Origin of the sequence: Paenibacillus pedocola (genome assembly GCF_031599675.1) — a bacterium.
Lineage (GTDB): Bacteria > Bacillota > Bacilli > Paenibacillales > Paenibacillaceae > Paenibacillus_AQ > Paenibacillus_AQ pedocola.
Window position 1 is genome coordinate 3,603,951 of record NZ_CP134223.1, and the last position, 18,879, is coordinate 3,622,829.

At 51.5% G+C, this 18,879-nt stretch carries 19 protein-coding genes; 3 read left to right on the forward strand and 16 right to left on the reverse strand.

All coding sequences use genetic code 11. The features are described 5' to 3' along the window. Position 1 precedes the first annotated feature (1 nt). From QU597_RS15790 to pdhA, 3 genes are all read right to left on the reverse strand, one after another. Positions 2-1,672, reverse strand: a complete 1,671-nt coding sequence (locus tag QU597_RS15790) for a 2-oxo acid dehydrogenase subunit E2 (RefSeq protein ID WP_310828888.1) — start codon at positions 1,670-1,672, stop codon at positions 2-4. Positions 1,673-1,882: 210 nt separating this feature from the next. Next, positions 1,883-2,860: an alpha-ketoacid dehydrogenase subunit beta gene (locus QU597_RS15795; RefSeq protein ID WP_054940871.1), complete on the reverse strand. Its 978-nt coding sequence runs from the start codon at positions 2,858-2,860 to the stop codon at positions 1,883-1,885. A 15-nt stretch (positions 2,861-2,875) separates the two neighbouring features. Further along, positions 2,876-3,943, reverse strand: a complete 1,068-nt coding sequence (pdhA, locus tag QU597_RS15800; RefSeq protein ID WP_054940872.1) for a pyruvate dehydrogenase (acetyl-transferring) E1 component subunit alpha — start codon at positions 3,941-3,943, stop codon at positions 2,876-2,878. A 266-nt stretch (positions 3,944-4,209) separates the two neighbouring features. On the opposite strand from pdhA, the gene QU597_RS15805 reads away from it, so the two are divergent. Further along, positions 4,210-4,941, forward strand: coding sequence for an alpha/beta hydrolase (locus tag QU597_RS15805; RefSeq protein ID WP_206100305.1), 732 nt, complete (start codon positions 4,210-4,212; stop codon positions 4,939-4,941). 148 nt (positions 4,942-5,089) lie between these two features. Here the strand turns inward: QU597_RS15805 and QU597_RS15810 are convergent, their stop codons facing one another. Next, positions 5,090-5,554: a low molecular weight protein-tyrosine-phosphatase gene (locus tag QU597_RS15810; protein ID WP_206105150.1), complete on the reverse strand. Its 465-nt coding sequence runs from the start codon at positions 5,552-5,554 to the stop codon at positions 5,090-5,092. A gap of 171 nt (positions 5,555-5,725) precedes the next feature. On the opposite strand from QU597_RS15810, the gene QU597_RS15815 reads away from it, so the two are divergent. After that, positions 5,726-6,367 carry a thiamine diphosphokinase gene (locus QU597_RS15815; RefSeq protein WP_206100306.1) on the forward strand — a complete coding sequence of 214 codons (642 nt, stop codon included), beginning with the start codon at positions 5,726-5,728 and terminating at the stop codon, positions 6,365-6,367. Between the two features lie 279 nt (positions 6,368-6,646). After that, a complete protein-coding gene (locus QU597_RS15820) occupies positions 6,647-7,153 on the forward strand; it encodes a C40 family peptidase (protein ID WP_236330439.1) in 507 nt (168 codons plus the stop codon). A 22-nt stretch (positions 7,154-7,175) separates the two neighbouring features. On the opposite strand, the gene QU597_RS15825 is transcribed toward QU597_RS15820, so the two are convergent. The 12 genes from QU597_RS15825 to rnz all read right to left on the reverse strand — a co-directional run bounded on the left by QU597_RS15825 (position 7,176) and on the right by rnz (position 18,848). Continuing rightward, the gene (locus tag QU597_RS15825) at positions 7,176-7,925 is read right to left on the reverse strand and encodes a winged helix-turn-helix domain-containing protein (RefSeq protein WP_310828891.1); all 750 of its coding nucleotides are present in this window, start codon (positions 7,923-7,925) and stop codon (positions 7,176-7,178) included. A gap of 127 nt (positions 7,926-8,052) precedes the next feature. Next, positions 8,053-9,108 carry a ThiF family adenylyltransferase gene (locus QU597_RS15830; RefSeq protein WP_310828892.1) on the reverse strand — a complete coding sequence of 352 codons (1,056 nt, stop codon included), beginning with the start codon at positions 9,106-9,108 and terminating at the stop codon, positions 8,053-8,055. 76 nt (positions 9,109-9,184) lie between these two features. Further along, on the reverse strand, positions 9,185-10,744 hold the full coding sequence (gene abc-f, locus QU597_RS15835) for a ribosomal protection-like ABC-F family protein (protein WP_310828893.1): 1,560 nt from the start codon (positions 10,742-10,744) through the stop codon (positions 9,185-9,187). 145 nt (positions 10,745-10,889) lie between these two features. After that, positions 10,890-12,389 (reverse strand): serine/threonine protein kinase, encoded by a 1,500-nt coding sequence (locus QU597_RS15840; protein ID WP_310828894.1) that lies wholly within the window; start codon positions 12,387-12,389, stop codon positions 10,890-10,892. A gap of 159 nt (positions 12,390-12,548) precedes the next feature. Further along, entirely contained in the window at positions 12,549-13,616 is a 1,068-nt protein-coding gene (locus QU597_RS15845; protein ID WP_310828895.1) for an SAM-dependent methyltransferase, read from the reverse strand. A 1-nt stretch (position 13,617) separates the two neighbouring features. Beyond that, positions 13,618-14,394, reverse strand: a complete 777-nt coding sequence (locus tag QU597_RS15850; protein ID WP_310828896.1) for an ABC transporter ATP-binding protein — start codon at positions 14,392-14,394, stop codon at positions 13,618-13,620. Next, a complete protein-coding gene (locus QU597_RS15855; RefSeq protein ID WP_310828898.1) occupies positions 14,395-14,727 on the reverse strand; it encodes a thioredoxin family protein in 333 nt (110 codons plus the stop codon). After that, on the reverse strand, positions 14,724-15,068 hold the full coding sequence (locus QU597_RS15860) for a cyclic-phosphate processing receiver domain-containing protein (RefSeq protein WP_310828899.1): 345 nt from the start codon (positions 15,066-15,068) through the stop codon (positions 14,724-14,726). The genes QU597_RS15855 and QU597_RS15860 overlap by 4 nt, the downstream gene beginning before the upstream one ends. Positions 15,069-15,071: 3 nt before the next feature. Then, positions 15,072-15,929 (reverse strand): deoxyribonuclease IV, encoded by an 858-nt coding sequence (locus QU597_RS15865; RefSeq protein WP_310828900.1) that lies wholly within the window; start codon positions 15,927-15,929, stop codon positions 15,072-15,074. After that, positions 15,919-16,734: an Fpg/Nei family DNA glycosylase gene (locus QU597_RS15870; RefSeq protein ID WP_206100316.1), complete on the reverse strand. Its 816-nt coding sequence runs from the start codon at positions 16,732-16,734 to the stop codon at positions 15,919-15,921. Before QU597_RS15870 ends, QU597_RS15865 begins: the two co-directional genes overlap by 11 nt. Positions 16,735-16,780: 46 nt before the next feature. Continuing rightward, positions 16,781-17,569 carry a TIGR01457 family HAD-type hydrolase gene (locus tag QU597_RS15875; RefSeq protein WP_206100317.1) on the reverse strand — a complete coding sequence of 263 codons (789 nt, stop codon included), beginning with the start codon at positions 17,567-17,569 and terminating at the stop codon, positions 16,781-16,783. Positions 17,570-17,918: 349 nt separating this feature from the next. Then, positions 17,919-18,848: a ribonuclease Z gene (gene rnz / locus QU597_RS15880; RefSeq protein ID WP_310828901.1), complete on the reverse strand. Its 930-nt coding sequence runs from the start codon at positions 18,846-18,848 to the stop codon at positions 17,919-17,921. Between the last annotated feature and the right edge of the window lie 31 nt (positions 18,849-18,879).

The window sequence follows — 18,879 nt, forward strand, 5'->3', positions numbered from 1 at the left end:
ATTACACCTCCATAACTAACATATCAGGATTTGCAAGCAGGGTCTTAATGTAATTCATGAAGTTCTGGGCTGTTGCACCATCGATAATCCGGTGGTCAAAGCTCAAGGACAGGGCCATTACAGGAGCTGCTACGATTTCGCCGTTCTTAACAACCGGTTTCTCAGTGATACGTCCGGTACCCAGAATGGCAACTTCAGGGAAGTTAATGATCGGAGTGAAGAACATACCGCCGGCGGAGCCGATGTTGCTGATGGAGATCGTGCTGCCTTTCATTTCATTAGGAGCCAGTTTACCGTCGCGTCCGCGAACAGCCAGATCAGTGATGGCACTAGCGATCATCCAGATGCTCTTACGGTCAGCATCCTTGATAACCGGAACAATCAGACCGTTGTCTGTATCTGTTGCGATACCGATGTTGTAGTATTTCTTGTAAACAATTTCGTTAGTGGCTTCGTCAATCATCGCATTAAGCGCAGGGAATTGACGGGAAGCTGCAACCAGTGCTTTGACGATGAACGGAAGGTAAGTAACCTTCACGCCTTTCTTCTCGGCAACAGGCTTCATGCGGGCACGGAAGGCTACCAGCTCGGTAACATCCACTTCGTCCATGATCGTAACATGCGGTGCAGTGTAAGCCGATTTAACCATAGCGTTAGCGATCGCTTTACGGATACCCTTGAATGGTACGCGTTCTTCTTCCAGGCTTACATTGCCGGATGCTGCAGCTGGAGCTGCTGCTTTTGCTGCAGGCGCTGCTGCTGCCGCTGGAGCAGTAGCTGCTGCAGCAGATGCTGCAGGCGCTGCCGCTGCTGGTACCGCCGCAGGTGCTGCGGAGCCGCCCTTCAGGAAGGCTTCAACATCTTCGTGAGTAATCTTGCCGTTCTTGCCGGAGCCATTCACTTTGGAGATGTCAACGCTTTGGTCACGGGCGAATTTGCGTACACTTGGTGTAGCCAGAATGTCACGGTTAGGCGCTGGAGCAGCAGCCTGTGCAGCAGCTGGTGCCGGTGCAGCTTCCTGGGCTGCAGGAGCTTCAGCGTGGCCGCCTTCCTGCTGTGGAACTTCGCCTTCAGCAGCAATAATTGCTACAACTTCGCCTACGCGGCATACCTGTCCGTCTTTCACACGCACTTCAAGGACAGTACCGTTGACCGGGCAAGGAACCTCTACTACTGCCTTATCATTCTGCACTTCCATTACGATATCGTCGTCAGTTACTTTATCGCCGACTTTGATATGCATTTTGATGATTTCGCCTTCGTGCAGACCTTCACCCAATTCAGGGAAACGGTATTCAAAGTTCACAGCGCCGCCGGTTGCCGGGCTGCTTGTTGCAGGAGAAGAAGTAGTATCCGCTCCGCCTTTAGCTGCATCTGCCTCTTGAGTGGACTGCGGTTCTGCATGGCTTGGTTCCTGCTCAGGAACATCGCCTTCTGCATCGATAATTGCCACAACTTCACCTACGCGGCAGACTTGACCGTCTTTAGTGAAAACTTCAAGCACTGTGCCGTTGACCGGGCAAGGTACCTCTACTACTGCCTTGTCATTCTGAACTTCCATTACGATATCGTCATCGGTTACTTTATCGCCGGCTTTGATATGCATTTTGATAATTTCGCCCTCATGCAAACCTTCGCCCAGCTCAGGGAACCGGTACTCAAATTTTGCCACCTTGATAACCTCCTAAAAGTTTTGTTAGCATCTGCTTCTTCGAATCACTCCGCAAAACTTGCTTCGAAAGCATACGCTTAGTTTTGTTAGCATCTGCTTCTTCGAATCACTTCGCAAAACTTGCATCGAAAGCATCCGCCTAGTAAGTATCTTAAATGTATTGCAGAAACGGGTGCCGCCCTTAAATAAGGACGGCAGCTTGAAACTTATTTAGAATTCCATTACTTTCTTCACGGCTGCAATGACGCGTGCCGGTGTAGGAATCCAGGTATCCTCGATTTGCGCGAATGGATAGATGGTATCCGGACCTGCTACACGAAGAACAGGCGCTTCAAGATGCAGAATTGCTTTTTCATTAATTTGAGCGATGACTTCGGCAGCAACGCCGGAGCTCTTTTGTGCTTCTTGAACTACAATGGCACGATTGGTCTTCTTCACAGAAGCAACAATGGTGTCGATGTCAATCGGGCTAACCGTACGCAGATCGATAATTTCAGCCTTGATGCCTTCCTTTTCAAGCTGATCAGCGGCTTTGGTGGCAGTATGTACCATCAGACCGTAAGAGATAATAGTAACATCCGAACCTTCGCGGACAACGTTTGCTTTGCCCAGTTCGACGGTATACTCACCTTCCGGTACTTCTGCGCGGAACGCATGGTACAGGTTCAAGTGCTCCATGAAGAATACAGGGTCATTGTCGCGGATCGAAGCGATCATCAGTCCCTTGGCATCATACGGGTTAGAAGGAATAACAACTTTGATCCCCGGGCTTTGGGCAATCAGGCCTTCAAGAGAGTCAGTGTGAAGCTCAGCAGCCTTGACGCCGCCGCCAAAAGGAGTACGGAACACGACTGGAGCATTATATTTGCCGCCGGAACGGTAGCGCAGGCGTGCAGCCTGAATAACGATCTGGTCGAGGGCTTCAAAAATGAAGCCGACAAACTGGATTTCAGCGATTGGACGGAAGCCCTGTACCCCGAGACCAAATGCCAGACCGCCGATTGCGGACTCGGCAAGCGGTGTATCGAACACACGGTCTTCGCCAAATTCTTTCTGCAGCCCTTCTGTTACACGGAAAACGCCGCCTACATTACCAACGTCTTCTCCAAAGATCATAACATTAGGGTCACGATTCAGTTCAACGCGCATTGCGTCACGGATTGCTTCTTTCATATTCATTTGTGCCATTGCCTGATATCCCCCTTATTCAAAATCGGCTTTTTGCTCTTCCAGATGTTTCGGAGTTACCTCGAACATGCTGTCGATCAAGCCTGAAACGGTCATTTTTTCGGTTTGCTCTGCTTTTTTGATCTGCTCGTTCACAGTCGCTTTCGCTTCTTCTCTTACGCGCAGTGTGTCTTCTTCGGTCCATAGGCCTTTCTTCTCCAAATACTTGGCAAGACGGGCGATAGGATCCTTCTCGTTCCACTGGCCTTCTTCATCCTTGGAACGGTATTTGCTGGCGTCATCAGACAGGGAATGCGGACGGAAACGGTAAGTCACAGCTTCAATCAGCGTAGCACCTTCGCCTTTACGTGCACGTTCTGCAGCTTCCTGCACTGCTGCAATAACTGCGAAGACATCCATACCGTCTACTTTAATACCTGGGATACCGGCTGCTACTGCTTTGTGGGCAATAGATTTGGAAGCCGTCTGCTTAGCGAACGGAGTCGTAATCGCATAGCCGTTGTTCTGTACAAAGAAAATAACCGGTAATTTGAAGCGTCCGGCAAAGTTCAGGCCTTCATAGAAGTCGCCTTCGGAAGAACCGCCGTCACCTGTATAAGTAATTGCAACATTCTGTTGCTTCTTCAGCTTGAAGCCCATTGCGATCCCGGTAGCGTGCAGAATTTGCGCACCGATGATGATTTGTGGCATTAATACATTAACACCATCCGGAATCTGACCGCCGTGCTGGTGGCCGCGGGAATAAAGGAAAGCCTGATATAATGGAAGTCCGTGCCATACCAGCTGTGGAATATCACGGTAGCCCGGGCACACGAAGTCTTCTTTCTGAAGTGCGAACTCACTGCCGATCATGGTTGCTTCCTGGCCGGATACCGGCGCATAGAAACCAAGGCGGCCTTGACGGCCAAGATTGACGGCACGGTCATCCCATGTACGGGTAAATACCATACGGTACATAATTTCTTTCAGTTGATCATCGGTAAGTGCAGGCATCATGTCCTTGTTGATAACTTCTCCATCCGGAGAAAGCACCGTAAGGGCCTCCACGTCCTCTGTATACACTTCATAAGGAACTCTAGTCATCATCTTCACCTCAATAAAAAAATTTGAATATCAGTGGTCTCTGTTATAGAATTATTATACACCTGTTTTATCTGTTTCGTCAAAGAAATACGCATAAAATTTATGTTTCCATAAATTATGTATGTATAACAGGTGATGAAATTCTCTATAACAGATTTGCTTTTTTTCAAGCAGGTAAATGATTTTTGGCACATTTACCACTTGGGTAATTTTAACGCAAGCACACGGTTAATGCAAAATTCGACAAGAAAGGTGACGATTCAGTGATGAGCGAACCTGTTTTTCTGAAACGTACAATCGTTAAACAAACACTTTGGAGCGAACATCTGCAGGAAGAACGCAAGCTCCGGATTTATCTTCCCCCAGGCTATAATGAAGTACTCAGCTATCCTGTTGTCTATTGCCAGGACGGAGAGGAATTCTTTAATTTCGGCCGGATCGCCACCCTCGCCGGGCAGCTCATTATAGAGGAAGACATTGAGCCGTTCATCATCGTAGGCGTTGAAGTGAATGTCGCCGTCCGGACACAGGAGTATGCTCCCTTTGGCAGCCGGTTCAGACAATACCTTGCCTGCTTTGCCGAAGAGATTATTCCCTTCATTGAACATAATTATCCGGTCCGCCGTACCCCGGATGAACGGATCATTGCCGGAGACTCCCTGGGAGGCAGCGTTTCCCTGCACCTCGCCCTTGCCTACCCCCGTCTGTTCAACCGAGTCCTGAGCCTTTCAGGCGCCTATTATCCGGAGTCCCGCGACATCATCGCTCTGGAAGAGGATCTATCCTGGCTGGACATTAATATGGTAGTAGGACTGCAGGAGACAGATTATCAGACGGATACCGGAGTATACGACTTCGTCCAGATGAACCGGGACACCAAGGCTCTGCTTGAATCCCGCGGTGCAACAGTTTCCTACCGTGAAAAGGACGGCAAGCATCTTTGGGGATTTTGGCAAAAAGAACTCCCAGAATCATTACTCTATTTCTTTACCCCATGAAACAGCATAAAAAGGCGAAAACGTGAACATTATGCCGGAGTATGTATATCCACAGCTTGTTTGCGCTTCCATTTTGCGGCGGGCACACGGTGCCCGTCCTCTTTTTTAGGATGGCAGCCGGTTAAGCCCGTATTTCAGTGTACTATAGCTATAGCTTTTCTTTAATAATACGCTCCAGCAAAACATCGCAGCCGGCATTGATAAGGTCATAGACCTGCTCAAAATTTCCTGTAAAATAAGGATCCGGTACCTCACGCAGCTCTTCGTCCGGCAGCAAATCCATGAAAAACAGCAGCTCTGCCTTATCTCCGCCGGGAAGCTTGCGGACATTCACGCCATTGGAGTTGTCCATGCAGACGATATATTGAAACTTCTCAAAATCACCGCTGCTCACCAGACGTGCTGTCATATTCTCATAGCTAATCCCCTTCTGGTCGAGAATACGCCGGGTCCCTTCATGCGGCACTTTACCAATATGCCAATCCCCTGTTCCTGCTGAATCTACACCGATACGCTCTGACAGATGGCGTTCTGCGATTTTGCTGCGGAGAACTGCCTCAGCCATAGGTGAACGGCAGATATTCCCCAGACATACGAATAACACATTTACGATTTCTCTCACCTCCCGGAGATCTTTTTGGCCAGCTAAACTGTGCGGCTTCTATATAGAAGAAACCCGCTCTATACATTTTACCGCTGCCTGGTCCAATTGTACAACTTTTCGATCTGCATTATACTTGTTCAGGATGACAAACTATACATCAGAAGAAGGAGGGGGATTGTTTTGCCATCCAAACGAGTTGTTATATTCGCCGGCGGTGCGCTGTCCGAGGACTTGCTGCACCAAATAGACGAAGATGATTTTATAATCGGTGCTGATCGCGGAGCTTTGTTCCTTGTCTCCCATGGTATTACACCGGATATTGCTGTTGGTGACTTTGATTCCGTCAGCCCGGAAGCGCTGGAACAGATTCAAGCAGGCAGTAAACAAACAATTACCTGCGACCCGATCGACAAGGATTTGACCGACAGTGAAATGGCGCTTGACCTGGCACTAGGCACCCAGCCTGAATCCATCCTGCTGATGGGTGTAACAGGCACACGAATGGACCACACTCTGGCCGGCATCCAGATGATGACGAGAGCAATGCAGCGGCAGGTGAGCTGTTCTGTGATGGATTCACATAATTATATCACCCTTACCGGGTCGCAAGCTCTTGTTCAGGAACGCGGATTCACCTATGTCTCCCTGCTCCCCCTGACACCGGAAGTAACAGGAATCACCCTGCAGGGCTTTCAATATCCTTTGGAGAATGCCACGCTGAAACTGGGCCAATCCCTGGCTGTCAGCAACCGGCTGATCGGGGAGTCCGGCACGGTTACTATCCAAAGCGGACTGCTGCTGATCATCCAAAGCAGGGATTAATACATAGAAATTCGGAGACATCGTTGTAACCTTTGTTTCAAAACTTAAAAACCGGGAATCCCTTGCCAGTAAAGGAGTTCCCGGTTTTTTCGCGCTCATCAGACCGCAAAATATTAATTTTTTGTAACTTTTAATGATTTTTTAATAAAACGCTTCCAACCCACGCCCAGCCTGAATCTAAGACAGTTATGGAAAAATATAGGCGGCTAATAAACTGATATACTACGAAACAGAGAAAGAAGAATACATGATAGATACAAACCTGGGAGGTACTACAACATGAATAAGCAACAATGGTTCAAACAAGCGATTATCGTGGGGATAAGCACTACAATTGGCCTGAGCACTCTGATGGCTACAGGAGCCGGCACAGCACCTGTTGCTGCCGCATCTGTATCGTCCTCTACTGGACAAAGCATTGTAAACTTAGGCAAAAAATACTTGGGTGTGCGTTATCAGTTTGGCGCATCTACTTCTACTACAAGATATTTTGACTGCTCCTCTTTTACTAAATATATCTTTGCCAAATATGGCATTAACCTGCCGCGTACTTCTGTTGCTCAATCAAAAGTCGGAAAAGCCGTATCCAAAGCGAATCTCCGTGTTGGCGATCTGGTCTTCTTCTCCAGCGGCAGCAGAGCTAATGGTAAAAACGTGACCCACGTAGCAGTATACGCCGGCAACGGCAAGATTCTACACACGTACGGTTCCCCCGGCGTCACAGTGTCAAACCTGAATTCCGGCAACTGGAAAAGAACCTACCTGAAAGCACGCCGCGTACTGTAGAACTTCTCCTTATTAAGGACAATCAGCCTGCAGGGCCGCCTTCGGGCGCCCTCATTATATATCCGGTTCCGCGCACCGTATGAATCAGCTTATTGCGATGGCCTTTGTCAACCTTCATGCGGATATGTCTGATATAGACATCTACCACATTGGTGTCCGCAGGAAAGTGATACCCCCACACCTGCCTTAAGATTTCGTCCCGGGGACAAATTTCCCCTTGATGCAGAGCGAGATAATAGAGCAGATCAAATTCTTTGGGGGTCAGCATGAGCTGGATTCCATCCCGGCTGACCAGCCGGCGGCTGGAGTCCAGCATTAGGCCATCAACCTTAAGCAGAGATTCGAGGCCGCGCCGTCGTCCCGTAAGCCAGAGCAGGTTCATTACTCTGCATCTGAATTCACCTGTGTGCAGCGGCTGTTGCATATATTCGTTTCCACCCGCTTCAAATACCGCAACGGCATCTTCGCCAGCACCCTCACTTGCAATAACCATCACCGGCAAAAAGGTCCCCTGAGCCCGGAACTCCGAAACGATGCTCCAACCGGCCCATTCCCCGGCATTTAGCAGCTCCGCCAGAAGCAGAACGGGATGAACTCTGGCTAATAATAAGCGAAGATCCTCGAGATCTTCGCTTATTGCCGTCTGCAGCCCCAGCCTGCCGAGAGCTTCTTCAATCTGCAAATGTACCTTTTCCCTGTTGCGGATGCTTTCCTGTGTTCCACCGGCTTCACGGGCAGCCCCAGATATGTACCAGGCGATGATTTCGTTCATGGATCTCCCCTCCCTGCATCCTTTTCAGCCTTGCGGCAGTATACCCGCCGCAGATCAAGCTTAGAATTCCCCCAAAGCAAAGAGACCATTCCAGATGGGAATGGTCTCCACATTAAGTTCTACCACATTAGCCAAAATACCGGTGATAAACGCTGCGGGCGGCGGCTACATCACTGGTCCCATGAATCAGAGCCCGCCCGTCGGCAAAAATCACCAGACGGTAAGGTTCCTCCGTAAACGAAACGAGATAAGGATTGCTCTCGACCCTTCCGCTTCCCAGCCTGGAGAGCCGGGCAGCCGTCTCCTGCAAATCCAGCTTTTGGCGGTGTGCCGGCCGGATTTGTACAGTATCCCTGCCGCACAGCACATCACTGCGTTCCGTATTGGCCGCGGTCAGGTAAGGATAAATCGCATGGCTGCCACAGGACGGGCAATCCGCCTTCTTCGCCGCCTTTACCCCAATCTCCTGGTGCTCATTGCGCCACACATCAAAGCTGAGCAGCTTGTCCCGCAGCTGGCTCTGCCGCCCCCCAAGCAATTTGAGCGCTTCAGCTGTTCCGTTAGCCGTAACTAGCTGCACCGCCTGCGGCAAAATGCCCGCAGTGTCACAGGTATCTCCGCCCAACGGAACGGTGCCCAGCAGACAGTTCAGGCAAGGCGTCTCTCCCGGCAGAATCGTGTAGGTTATCCCGTAGCTGCCTACACATGCTCCATAAATCCAGGGAATCCCGTGTTTCTGAGCCATATCATTGATTATCAGCCGTGTATCAAAGTTATCTGTACCGTCCATAATGAGGTCCACTCCGGGCAGCAGACCTTCCAGCTCTTCCGCACGAACATCCAGCACATGGGCCTCGATCACGATCCCGGAATTAATCTGTTCCAGCCTGGCTTTTGCAGCCGCAGCCTTAGGCATCCTGCTGCTGGCATCTGCTTCTGTATATAGCTGCTGCCGCTGTAGATTACTCCATTCCACATAGTCCCGGTCGGCAAGAATCAATCTTCCGACACCGCAGCGGGCGAGTGTCTCAGCAATGCCGGTACCGAGCGCACCTGCACCGATAATCAGCACACTAGAACGGGCGAGGCCCTCTTGCCCCTCAGCCCCAAATGGCGCAAAGCGAACCTGGCGCGAATAGCGGCCGTCTCTACCTGAACTATTGATATCTTCACTATGGCTCATTCCTGACAGTCCCCCCATATTGAAAAGCCGGGAAACAGCAGCTGGTCCACTGCTCTTCCCCGGATTTTAAATTAAACTATACCGTCTGTACCTGTGCTGACCACTGCTCAACATCCCAAATCTTCGTAACCCAATCCTCGTAAAAATCAGGTTCATGAGAGACAAGCAGAATCGTTCCTTTATACTCCTGCAATGCACGCTTCAGCTCAGCCTTGGCAACGATGTCCAGGTGGTTCGTAGGTTCATCGAACAGAACCCAGTTGCTCTCGCGCATCATCAGCTTGCACAGACGCACCTTAGCCTGCTCCCCCCCGCTCAGCATGCTCAGCGGACGGGTAATATGCTCGTTTTTCAGACCGCAGCGGGCCAGATGGCCGCGCACTTCATTCTGTGTAAGGCTGGAAAATTCGTTCCACACGTCGTCTATCGGTGTAATATTGGCTGCCTTAACCTCCTGCTGGAAGTAGGCTGCATTCAGATAATCACCCAGGTAGGTTTTACCGCTGTATACCGGAATTACGCCCAGAATCGACTTCAACAGCGTGGATTTACCGACACCATTGCAGCCGACAATCGCAATCTTGTCCCCGCGTTCAATCGTCATATTCAGATTGGGCAGCAGCGGACGGTCGTAGCCGATTTCGAAGTCAATGCCCTCGAATACGGTTTTGCCGCTGGAGCGGCTCTCTTTGAACGAGAAGCTCGGCTTCGCTGCCTCCTCCGGCCTGTCGATCCGCTCTATGCGGTCGAGCTGTTTTTCACGGCTTTTCGCCCGGCCAGAAGTGGAAGCACGCGCTTTGTTTCGCTGGATGAAATCCTCCTGCTTCTTGATATAATCCCGCTGCTTCTCATATGCCTCGATATGCTGGGCCTTGTTCATTTCCGCCATATCCAGAAACTTCTCATAGTTCGCAGTATAACGGGTCAGCTTGGCGAACTCCAGATGGTACACCACATTAACGACTTTATTCATAAATTCAGTATCATGGGAAATCAGCAAAAAAGCATAAGGATACTGCTTCAGGTAGTTGGTCAGCCAGTCGATGTGCTCAACATCCAGGTAGTTGGTAGGCTCATCCAGCAGCAGTACATTCGGCTTCTCCAGCAGCAGCTTGGCCAGCAGAACCTTCGTCCGTTGTCCTCCGCTCAGCGAAGCTACATCTCGATCCAGACCGATTGCTGACAAACCCAGACCGTTACCCATTTCCTCGACTTTAACATCAATCAGATAGAAATCACCCATATCCAGCTGCTCCTGAATCTCACCCATCTGCTCAAGCAGCAGTTCCAGCTCTTCAGGTGAGGCATCGCCCATTTTACCGGTAATCTCTGTCATTTCACTCTCCAGCTCAAGCAGCGGCAGGAAAGCATCCTTCAACACGTCACGCACCGTTTTACCGGGTGTAAGGTTCGTATGCTGATCCAGATAACCGTAACGCACTCTCGGTGTCCATTCTACTTTTCCGCTATCCTTCAGCAAGGTTCCGGTCAAAATATTCATCAGCGTCGACTTGCCGACGCCATTCGCTCCCACCAGTCCAACATGCTCGCCGGCCAGCAGCCGAAAGGACACATTCGTGAATAACTGCCGGTCTCCAAAGTTGTGGGAAACGTCTTCTACTGTAAGTAAACTCATAAATTCTCAGTAAGCTCCTATCTATTTTTAACATGAGGCCAATATTCTGTCAGTACATATAACGACCATTTTAACACAAGTCAGGGCCTCACTGAAATAGGGATTTACCTGTTCCGTGCTCTGCAAGAAAATTAATTTGATATTTTTACATTTTTTTCTGAAATAATCCGCTGCGTTTTGCAGAAATATGGAGTCTGCCAGTCTTCCTCAGCAGCTGCCCAAGGGCCAGAACCAGCTTGCCGTTATGCTCAAAAGGATCCTGTTGCAGCGGCAGGCTGCTCACCTCCACCTGTCCGCCCAATGCTGCAGCCAGCAGCTCCGCGGCCGAGCGGCTCGCCAGCGGCAGGCAAATCTGCCAGTTTGCATGAAGCGGGAGTCTGCTCCGGCGCAGCCAGTGCAGCGTATCCTCCAGCCGCCAGGCTGATCCGGAAGCCAGCAGCAACGGTACGTCACTGCCTGTAAATGCTTCAAGCGCACCTTCATAACCGCCGGTTCCGAGATCCAGCACGAGGTATGCATAGTTTTTATTTAGCAGGTCTGTTAAATCACCCTGCACCGGACGCCGCCAGTAATCAATTCCTTTCCAGCTAAGCGGTGCCTCAGGCAGGCCCGGTTGCCCTGGATGTACCGGATAATCAAGCAGGCTGCAGATCCGGTCATACACGGAAGATTCCGGGCTGAAGTCAACCCATGCGGTGGTCCCCTTTCGGGCCAGCCCGCTGCTTACTGCCAGAGAGGTATGCGTCGTTCCAAGACCAGCGGATACGCCGAGCAGTGCAACAACAGCAGTGTGGCGCTTTACGGATAATGCCGGCCGCATCCCGCTTTTAGACGGTTCATCTACAGAATCTGTAAGAGGCTCAAGCGCCTGTAATACTTCTTCCGCGCTTTGAAATCTTTCCTCCGGATGATAGCGCAGAAGCCGCCGGATAACAGGAATTAAGGCCTCCGGAATTTTGGCGTTTAGCCTGGCTTCCATTCCCGGCACCCAGCGGCTGTACAACCCGCCGGAAACCATATACAGCATAATCGCTCCCAGGCCGTACAGATCCGACGAAGGTCCGCTCTGCCCGCTGCCGTATTGCTCGGGAGCCGCGAAACCGGCGGTACCTAGCTTCTCTGTATCCTCTCCGGCTCCCTTTCTATAGCTGCGGGCGATTCCGAAGTCTATCAGCATCAGCCCGCCTGCTCCGGTCAGCATAATATTAGCCGGCTTCAGATCGCGGTATATAATCGGCGGCTGCTGCCCGTGCAAGAACGCAAGCACTTCCAGCAGCTGGCGGGTATAGGAAATAATACGTCCCGCATCCATCGGCTCTGTATTTGCCTTTATAGCTTCCGCCAGCGTCACCCCCTCAATATAATCCATGATCATATACCAGTAGCCTTCTTCATCCGGCGCAAAAAAATCGGCAACTCTCGGAAGCAGACGGTGGTTCAAAGAGATCAGCAGCTCCGCCTCCGCCTCCACAGCTCCCGCTGTCTTATGATGGCTGATGCTTTCCTTCACCGCCCACCGCTGCCCTGGCAGCCGCGTATCCTCGGCCAGATAAACATGGCTCATTCCGCCGGAGCCGATCAGGCTCATAATCCGGTACCGCTCTCCAATTAACTGTCCGGGTGCCAGTTTTGTTTGAAAGATCATCGTCAACATCCCCCTAATAAAACTCATACAAAACCCTACTTTATAACAAAAAAAGAGAAAGCACGCCGCTGTTGATACCATCCGGCACGAGGCCGGTGGTGCAGACAACGGGATACTTTCCCTTTAGGTGATACAATTGAGTGAGACTATTTCATTTGATTAATATTTAATCATATAAAGTGTTATCTCGTCACGGTTATGAAACAGCTGCTTCGCCCGCTGAACCTGCATCCGCTCACCTTCAAACATGGCGATAATCTCCTTAATTACAGCCAGTGGCTTCTTGTGCATCAGCTTCACTGTGACCACTGCTGTTCCGCCCGGTGAAAGGCTGTGGAGCAGGCCGGTGACCAGCTTCGCCATCAGCTTGGGACTCCAGCTCATATCACAGACCAGCAGATCAAATTCATTATCCCGGAATTTGACTTCCCCGGCATTTTTGCGCAGGATCTTCAGTCCGGGCAGATTGCGGAGCGACTCATGCATCAGCGCAGGATCAACCGCCGTTACCTTGAGACCGCGTTCCAGCAGGAATGAGGTCCATCCGCCGGGTGAAGCACCAATATCAACAGCATTGCGGAAGCTTGAGAACGGAATGGCAAATTCCTTCTCCGCCTCCATCAGCTTGAATTTTGCCCGCGAGATCTGTCCGTCTTCCTTGCGGAAACGGATCATGCCGCCGTTCCAGCTGGACAGATTGTCCTCAGGCCGGGACACCCCGGCATACAGCGCATCTCCGTCCGCATAGACGGAAATCACCCAGGCAGGGTCCTGTACGGTGAAATCAGCCTCCAGGCTCTGCAGCCGCTCCTGCAGCCACTCGCGCAGCTCACCAGGGCTGTCCTGCCAGAACGAGGCTGCTCCCTTGCGGACATGCAGCGACACCTTCTCACCTTCCAGTTCACTGCGGCGGCTTAAATATACGGCCAACCGGTCCAGCGCCGAGAGATCTCCCTGATCCTGAAACTGTACCGGCTGAATATGCCGCAGGAAGATCGGCAGATTCGCGCTAAGCACCCGTGATACCTCTTCCGGTTCACCTTCCAGCGTGGCCAGGAAAATCTCCCCCGGCAGCAGCAGCGTGCTTTTCACCGCCCCGAACAGGCGGCGAAGCTCTTCCTGAGCGTATGGGGCAAAGCCGTGATTGGCCGTGCAGATATAACGTGAAAGAATCTTTTCTTCCGGAGCAGCAGCCTGCTCTCCGGTTGTTTGTGTTAAATCGTTCAAATCATCTGCCTCCAGGTCTGATTTTAATCCAGGGACGACCGTTATCCCATTCAACATCGACGGGAATATCAAAAGTAGCCAAGATCATATCTTTCGTTAACACTTCTTCTTTGGGGCCTGAGCCCGCCAGCTTTCCGTCACGGATCAGCGCCACATGGGAGAAAAGCGGTACGATTTCCTCAACATGATGCGTGACATAGACTACCGAAACATTGCGCTGCTTCAGCTTATCAATCTCCGCAAGCATTTTCTCACGTTCGTACAGATCAAGTCCGGCACAAGGCTCGTCCATGATGAGCAGCTTAGGGTTGGCCATCAGGCATCTCGCCAGCATTGCCTTTTTGCGTTCACCCTGAGACAGGGTACCGAACGGATGATAGGCCAGCTCGCCCAGATTCATATCTTCAAGCAGCTTAACCGCCTGCTCCTGTACCTGCTGCGGAATCGCCTGATAGAAGCGAAGATAGGCGTAGGCGCCGGTGGCAACCACTTCCCATACAGGATCGCTGAGCGAGAGCTTTTCCATCAGCGAAGGGCCGATGTAACCAATCTCTTTGCGTACCTCACGCAGATCGCACTGGCCGTATTTATAACCGAGCACCTCAACGGACCCGCTGCTCGGGAACAGATACCCGGTCATCATCTCCAGGATTGTTGTCTTGCCGGAACCGTTGCGCCCAAGAATGACCCAGTTCTCGCCCTGCTTCATTTCCAGCGATACATCGTCAAGAATCAGGCTTTGTTCTCTCCGCAGCGTTAGATGTTGTAATGATATCATTTATGAGGTCACACTCCTTATGTATTCCAGCATCCGTTCTACAGAGCCCATTGAATAATAGATTTCCGGTTCTACGCTACGGTCAGCACGGGCCACCAGAAGTGCAGGCACGCTTGATATACGGTACCGGCTGACCAGCCCCGGCAGCATGTTCACATTAGCTTCGGCAATAACTAGCCCAGCCGGCAGCAGATGGGACGCTACCTCCAGCATACGCCGGGCGGCCTTGCAGGTACCGCACAGCGGTGTATGCAGAAATACAACCAAGGGCTCACCGGACTGAAGCAGAGCCTTCATTAGTTCCTGCTCGTTCAAGCTTATAAATTCTGTCATTTGCCGGCCGCTCCTGCAGCGATCCCGGCAAGCACTTCATCATTAACCGGGCCATTGTACAATTCGGTTCCCTCTGGTCTAGCGGCATAGAGCAGCTCATACATTTCTTTGCGGCCCCAGCTGCTTGAGGTGTGCAGATAAATTTGGCGCGGAAACAGCCCCTCAAGCACCATACGTCTGCATACCTCATCCCCGCTGTAATCATCCGGCCCCATGTCATAATCGAGCGACAATATATTAACCTCGCACTCACGCAAGAGCAGCAGGCATTCTTCAGTTGTTCTTGCCAGCGTAAAACCCTGCGGCAGCTTGCGGCAATCGTCCATAAATATATTAATCAACGGCTACTCCTCCGCTTCATACCATTTCAGTACGGCTGCAATTTCCTGACGGTGGCTGCCGTCAGGCCCTTTGGCGGTCTCCAAGGCAACAACCGCATGACGGATGGGCTCTGAGAGCAGCAGCTCCCGCAGGCTGTACTCCCCGATATACCCCTCCCCGACCCCGGCATGCCTGTCCCTCCGCAAACCGAAGGGAAATAATGAATCGTTCAGATGAACTGCAGTAAGATTACGCCAATAATCCAGTTCAGTTCCCCGCTGCAGCAGCTTCGCTGTCTGGTCCGGATTCCAGATCCCGGCGGCAAAAGCATGGCATGTGTCGAAACAGAACCCGATCTTCTCCGGAAAGCGGCTAAGCTCACGGACTTTGACCAGCTCTTCCAGTGTCATGCCTTCACTTCCGTGATTACCGGCCTGATTCTCAATCAGCAGCTTTGCCCGGCCATCCCAGGAGCTAAGGGTATCATTCATACATTGTATAATATTTTGGTAGCCTTGTAACGGCTCCATTCCGGCAAAATGTCCAAAATGCACTACAATACCAAGCGAGCCGCAAGCCTCAGCAATCTCCAGATCATTGCGCAGTGACGCCACCATTACCGATCTGGATGCAGCACCAGTTGTATCAGCCGCCATATTAGTCGGATAAGGGGTGTGGGCAATGGAGGCCATATTGTGCTTGCGGCAAAAGGCGGCGCAGTCCTCCGCATCCCGCCTATCAAGCGGTTTCGGCTTCAGACTGCGCGGATTTTTCGGAAAATATTGAAAGCATGCCGCACCGCTCTCCCAGGCAAAACGGGCCGCTCGGCCGTATCCGCCGCGGATGCTGACATGAGCCCCGATTTTGGGGCTACCCTTCATGCTGGCAGTCCGGGCAATAGAACACCTTGCGTCCGGTCAGCTCTGTTTTGACAATGGTTCCCCCGCCGCGCAGGCATGGTTCGCCTTCCCGGTCATATACTTTACACTGATCATTATACGAGCCGGTAACGGTATCGCCGGCCATAAACGGCATCTCCATGTAGCCGCCGATTTCGGTTGCTTCCGTCAGTACTTTGCGCATACTCTCGTATAAGCGGGTGACGGCCTCCGGCGACAGATTCTGCACCAGCGTGGAAGGCAGCAGTCTGGCTTCAAAAGCAATCTCATCCGCGTAGCAGTTGCCGATACCGGCCATAACCTGCTGATTCACAAGCAGACTTTTTAGCGCCCCTCTCCGGCCCTTCAGCAGCGCAGCGAATCGCTCCGCGGTCATCCGGCGGTCCAGCAGCTCAGGTCCCAGCTTGCCCATGGCCGCTTCACTTTCCTTCACCGACAACAGATGCAGGTAACCCAGACGCAGCCCCATGAAGTATAGAATATGGTCACCAAATGCCAATTCCACCTGTGTGCTCCGTTCAGGACGCTCCTCTTCCGTGCCGTAATACAATATGCCGCCCAGCATCAGGTGAAGCAGTAATCTGCGCCCGTCATGCAGGTGGAACAGAATATGCTTCGCCCGGCGTTCCACAAAAACGATACGGGCACCCAGTAATGCGTTCTTAAAGTCCCCGGCCTCCATGTTGATGGTTTTCTCTCTGTTCACGGTCACACCTGTAATCGGAACATTTATAAGATGCTGACTGAGCAGCTTTCTGTAATTCTCCATTTCCGGCAGTTCCGGCATTGTTCATCGTCCCTTCTAGGTTGGTAAAAAACTCACACCTTTGCCATTATACACCGAGCATCGATATAAGTTCAGCTAAATCGCTGCAAATTACATCCGGTGTCACGCCGGTGACCGTCTTATAGTGTTCAAGATTGTCCTGTGTAGTCAAGCCTGTCAGCACAAGGATCGTCCGGCAGCCCGCATTGGCCCCGGCTGAAATATCCGTCCGCATGTTATCGCCGACCACAACAGCCTCATGCTGCTTAATACCCAGCATCGACACGGCATAATTGATCAGGTATGATTCCGGTTTGCCGATAACTACTGGCGACACACCGCTTGCAGCTTCGATGGCAGCACCAAGCGTTCCCGCCCCCGGCATTACTCCGTCATCCGACGGCAGCATCAGATCCGGATTGGTCAGCACAAATTTCGCTCCGCCCATGATCCAGCGTGAAGCCTGTGCCAGTGAATCATATGTAAAAGATCTGTAGATGCCCTGTACAACATATTGCGGGTCATCTGTGACAATCGTCAAGCCAGCTGCGGTGCAGGCTTCGATAAGGCCCTCTTCTCCAAGTATCGCCACCCTTGCTTCCGGTGATTCCTCAGCGATATAGCGTGCAGCTGCCAGCGAGGAAGTGCAGACTTCCTCCGCCTTGGCTTCAATGCCCATTCCGCTCAGATGTGCGGCTACATTAGCGGGTGTCCGCGAAGAATTGTTCGTTACGAACAAAAAAGGTACACCTGCCGCACGAAGCCCTGTTATCAATTTATCAGCGCCGGGGATCATCCGGCCACCGTGAAATAAAGTTCCGTCCAGATCAATGAGTAAGCCTCCGAAATCCTTCATAATCCCCCTCCAGTTCCTCCGGATATTTAATTAATACTATTAATAAGTAATCTCATTAATTTTAAAAAACAGCTTTTATTACCGCTCTAATTTCAGCTGTGCCTTTACAGAACACAGGTTTATATGTTGCTATGAGGCAGGGTAACCCCGTCCTAATTTCGCCATAATCTTCGCTGCTTCGTACGGTTGCCAAGGTTCTTTTGCTTAAATTTTAACATCCTTAGTCGAACGTTAGCGAACCGCTGCAGCGTCAGGCTATTTTTGACACTACCCTGTCATTTCCTGCGCTTTCCCGGAAAATAATTTGATTTCCCCAGCCATTTCCCCGGGGATTTCCCAGCTTTTCCGCTTACTTTCTCCGGTATACGGGGAAGGTGCAGAACTCCTCAGCAAGCAGGGTTTGAGGGAAGATCGCCTGTGCTTCATCCAGTAATGGAGTCAGCTCTTCCTGTGACACATAACGCGAACTGAAGTGAGTCAGCAGCAGTTCCCGGCCTTCCGCTTCTCGGGCCAGTTCTGCAGCCTGGACAGCAGTGCTGTGGTGATATTGGTAAGCCATCTCCGCCAGATCATGGGCAAAGGTTGCTTCATGGATAATCAGATCAGCCCCCTGCGCCAGCGGCAGACTCCCCGGGCAAGGTCTGGTATCCCCCAGAATGGTTACGATACGCCCTTTTTTGGGCTCATGGACCACTTCGGAAGCCCGGATTACTACTCCGCTCTCCGTAGTCACATCTTCGCCCTTCTTCAGCTTGCCGTATAACGGGCCAGGCTTCAATCCATAGCTCCGGAGCAGCTCCGTGTTCAGACTGCCCGGGCTGTCTTTCTCAGTTACCCGGTATCCATAGCTGTCAATCCGGTGCTCCAGCAGACCCGCCTCAACCTTAAAGGTTTCATCCTCAAATACCAGTCCGCCTGTATGCTCCACAATCTCAAGCTTGTAGGGCATGCGTGATTGGCTTACTGACAAGGATACGTCCAGAAAAGCCTTCAGTCCCGGAGGCCCATACACGGTTAGCGGAGCCGTGCCGCCCTGATATCCCCGGCTCGACAGCAGCCCCGGCAAGCCGAATAGATGATCACCATGCAAATGGGTAATAAACAGCTTCTCCAGCTTCCCCAGCCGCAGCGGCGAACGCAGCACCTGATGCTGTGTCCCTTCTCCGCAATCGAACATCCAGAAGCTGCGGCGTTCCTCCATCAGTCTGAGGGCAATTGAGGTTACATTGCGCTGCAGTGTGGGAACACCGGCATTGGTGCCGAGAAAATAAATTTCCATCCTAAATCCTCCCTTCCTGTTTCTTCAAATG

Excerpts from the sequence above, each read along its gene's own strand:
- QU597_RS15870 (WP_206100316.1), bottom strand. The coding sequence starts at position 16,734 with ATGCCGGAACTGCCGGAAATGGAGAATTACAGAAAGCTGCTCAGTCAG.
- QU597_RS15825 (WP_310828891.1), bottom strand. The coding sequence starts at position 7,925 with ATGAACGAAATCATCGCCTGGTACATATCTGGGGCTGCCCGTGAAGCC.
- QU597_RS15820 (WP_236330439.1), top strand. The coding sequence starts at position 6,647 with ATGAATAAGCAACAATGGTTCAAACAAGCGATTATCGTGGGGATAAGC.
- pdhA (WP_054940872.1), bottom strand. The coding sequence starts at position 3,943 with ATGACTAGAGTTCCTTATGAAGTGTATACAGAGGACGTGGAGGCCCTT.
- QU597_RS15805 (WP_206100305.1), top strand. The coding sequence starts at position 4,210 with ATGAGCGAACCTGTTTTTCTGAAACGTACAATCGTTAAACAAACACTT.
- QU597_RS15830 (WP_310828892.1), bottom strand. The coding sequence starts at position 9,108 with ATGAGCCATAGTGAAGATATCAATAGTTCAGGTAGAGACGGCCGCTAT.
- QU597_RS15875 (WP_206100317.1), bottom strand. The coding sequence starts at position 17,569 with ATGAAGGATTTCGGAGGCTTACTCATTGATCTGGACGGAACTTTATTT.
- QU597_RS15795 (WP_054940871.1), bottom strand. The coding sequence starts at position 2,860 with ATGGCACAAATGAATATGAAAGAAGCAATCCGTGACGCAATGCGCGTT.
- QU597_RS15865 (WP_310828900.1), bottom strand. The coding sequence starts at position 15,929 with ATGAAGGGTAGCCCCAAAATCGGGGCTCATGTCAGCATCCGCGGCGGA.
- QU597_RS15840 (WP_310828894.1), bottom strand. The coding sequence starts at position 12,389 with ATGATCTTTCAAACAAAACTGGCACCCGGACAGTTAATTGGAGAGCGG.
- abc-f (WP_310828893.1), bottom strand. The coding sequence starts at position 10,744 with ATGAGTTTACTTACAGTAGAAGACGTTTCCCACAACTTTGGAGACCGG.
- QU597_RS15850 (WP_310828896.1), bottom strand. The coding sequence starts at position 14,394 with ATGATATCATTACAACATCTAACGCTGCGGAGAGAACAAAGCCTGATT.
- QU597_RS15855 (WP_310828898.1), bottom strand. The coding sequence starts at position 14,727 with ATGACAGAATTTATAAGCTTGAACGAGCAGGAACTAATGAAGGCTCTG.
- rnz (WP_310828901.1), bottom strand. The coding sequence starts at position 18,848 with ATGGAAATTTATTTTCTCGGCACCAATGCCGGTGTTCCCACACTGCAG.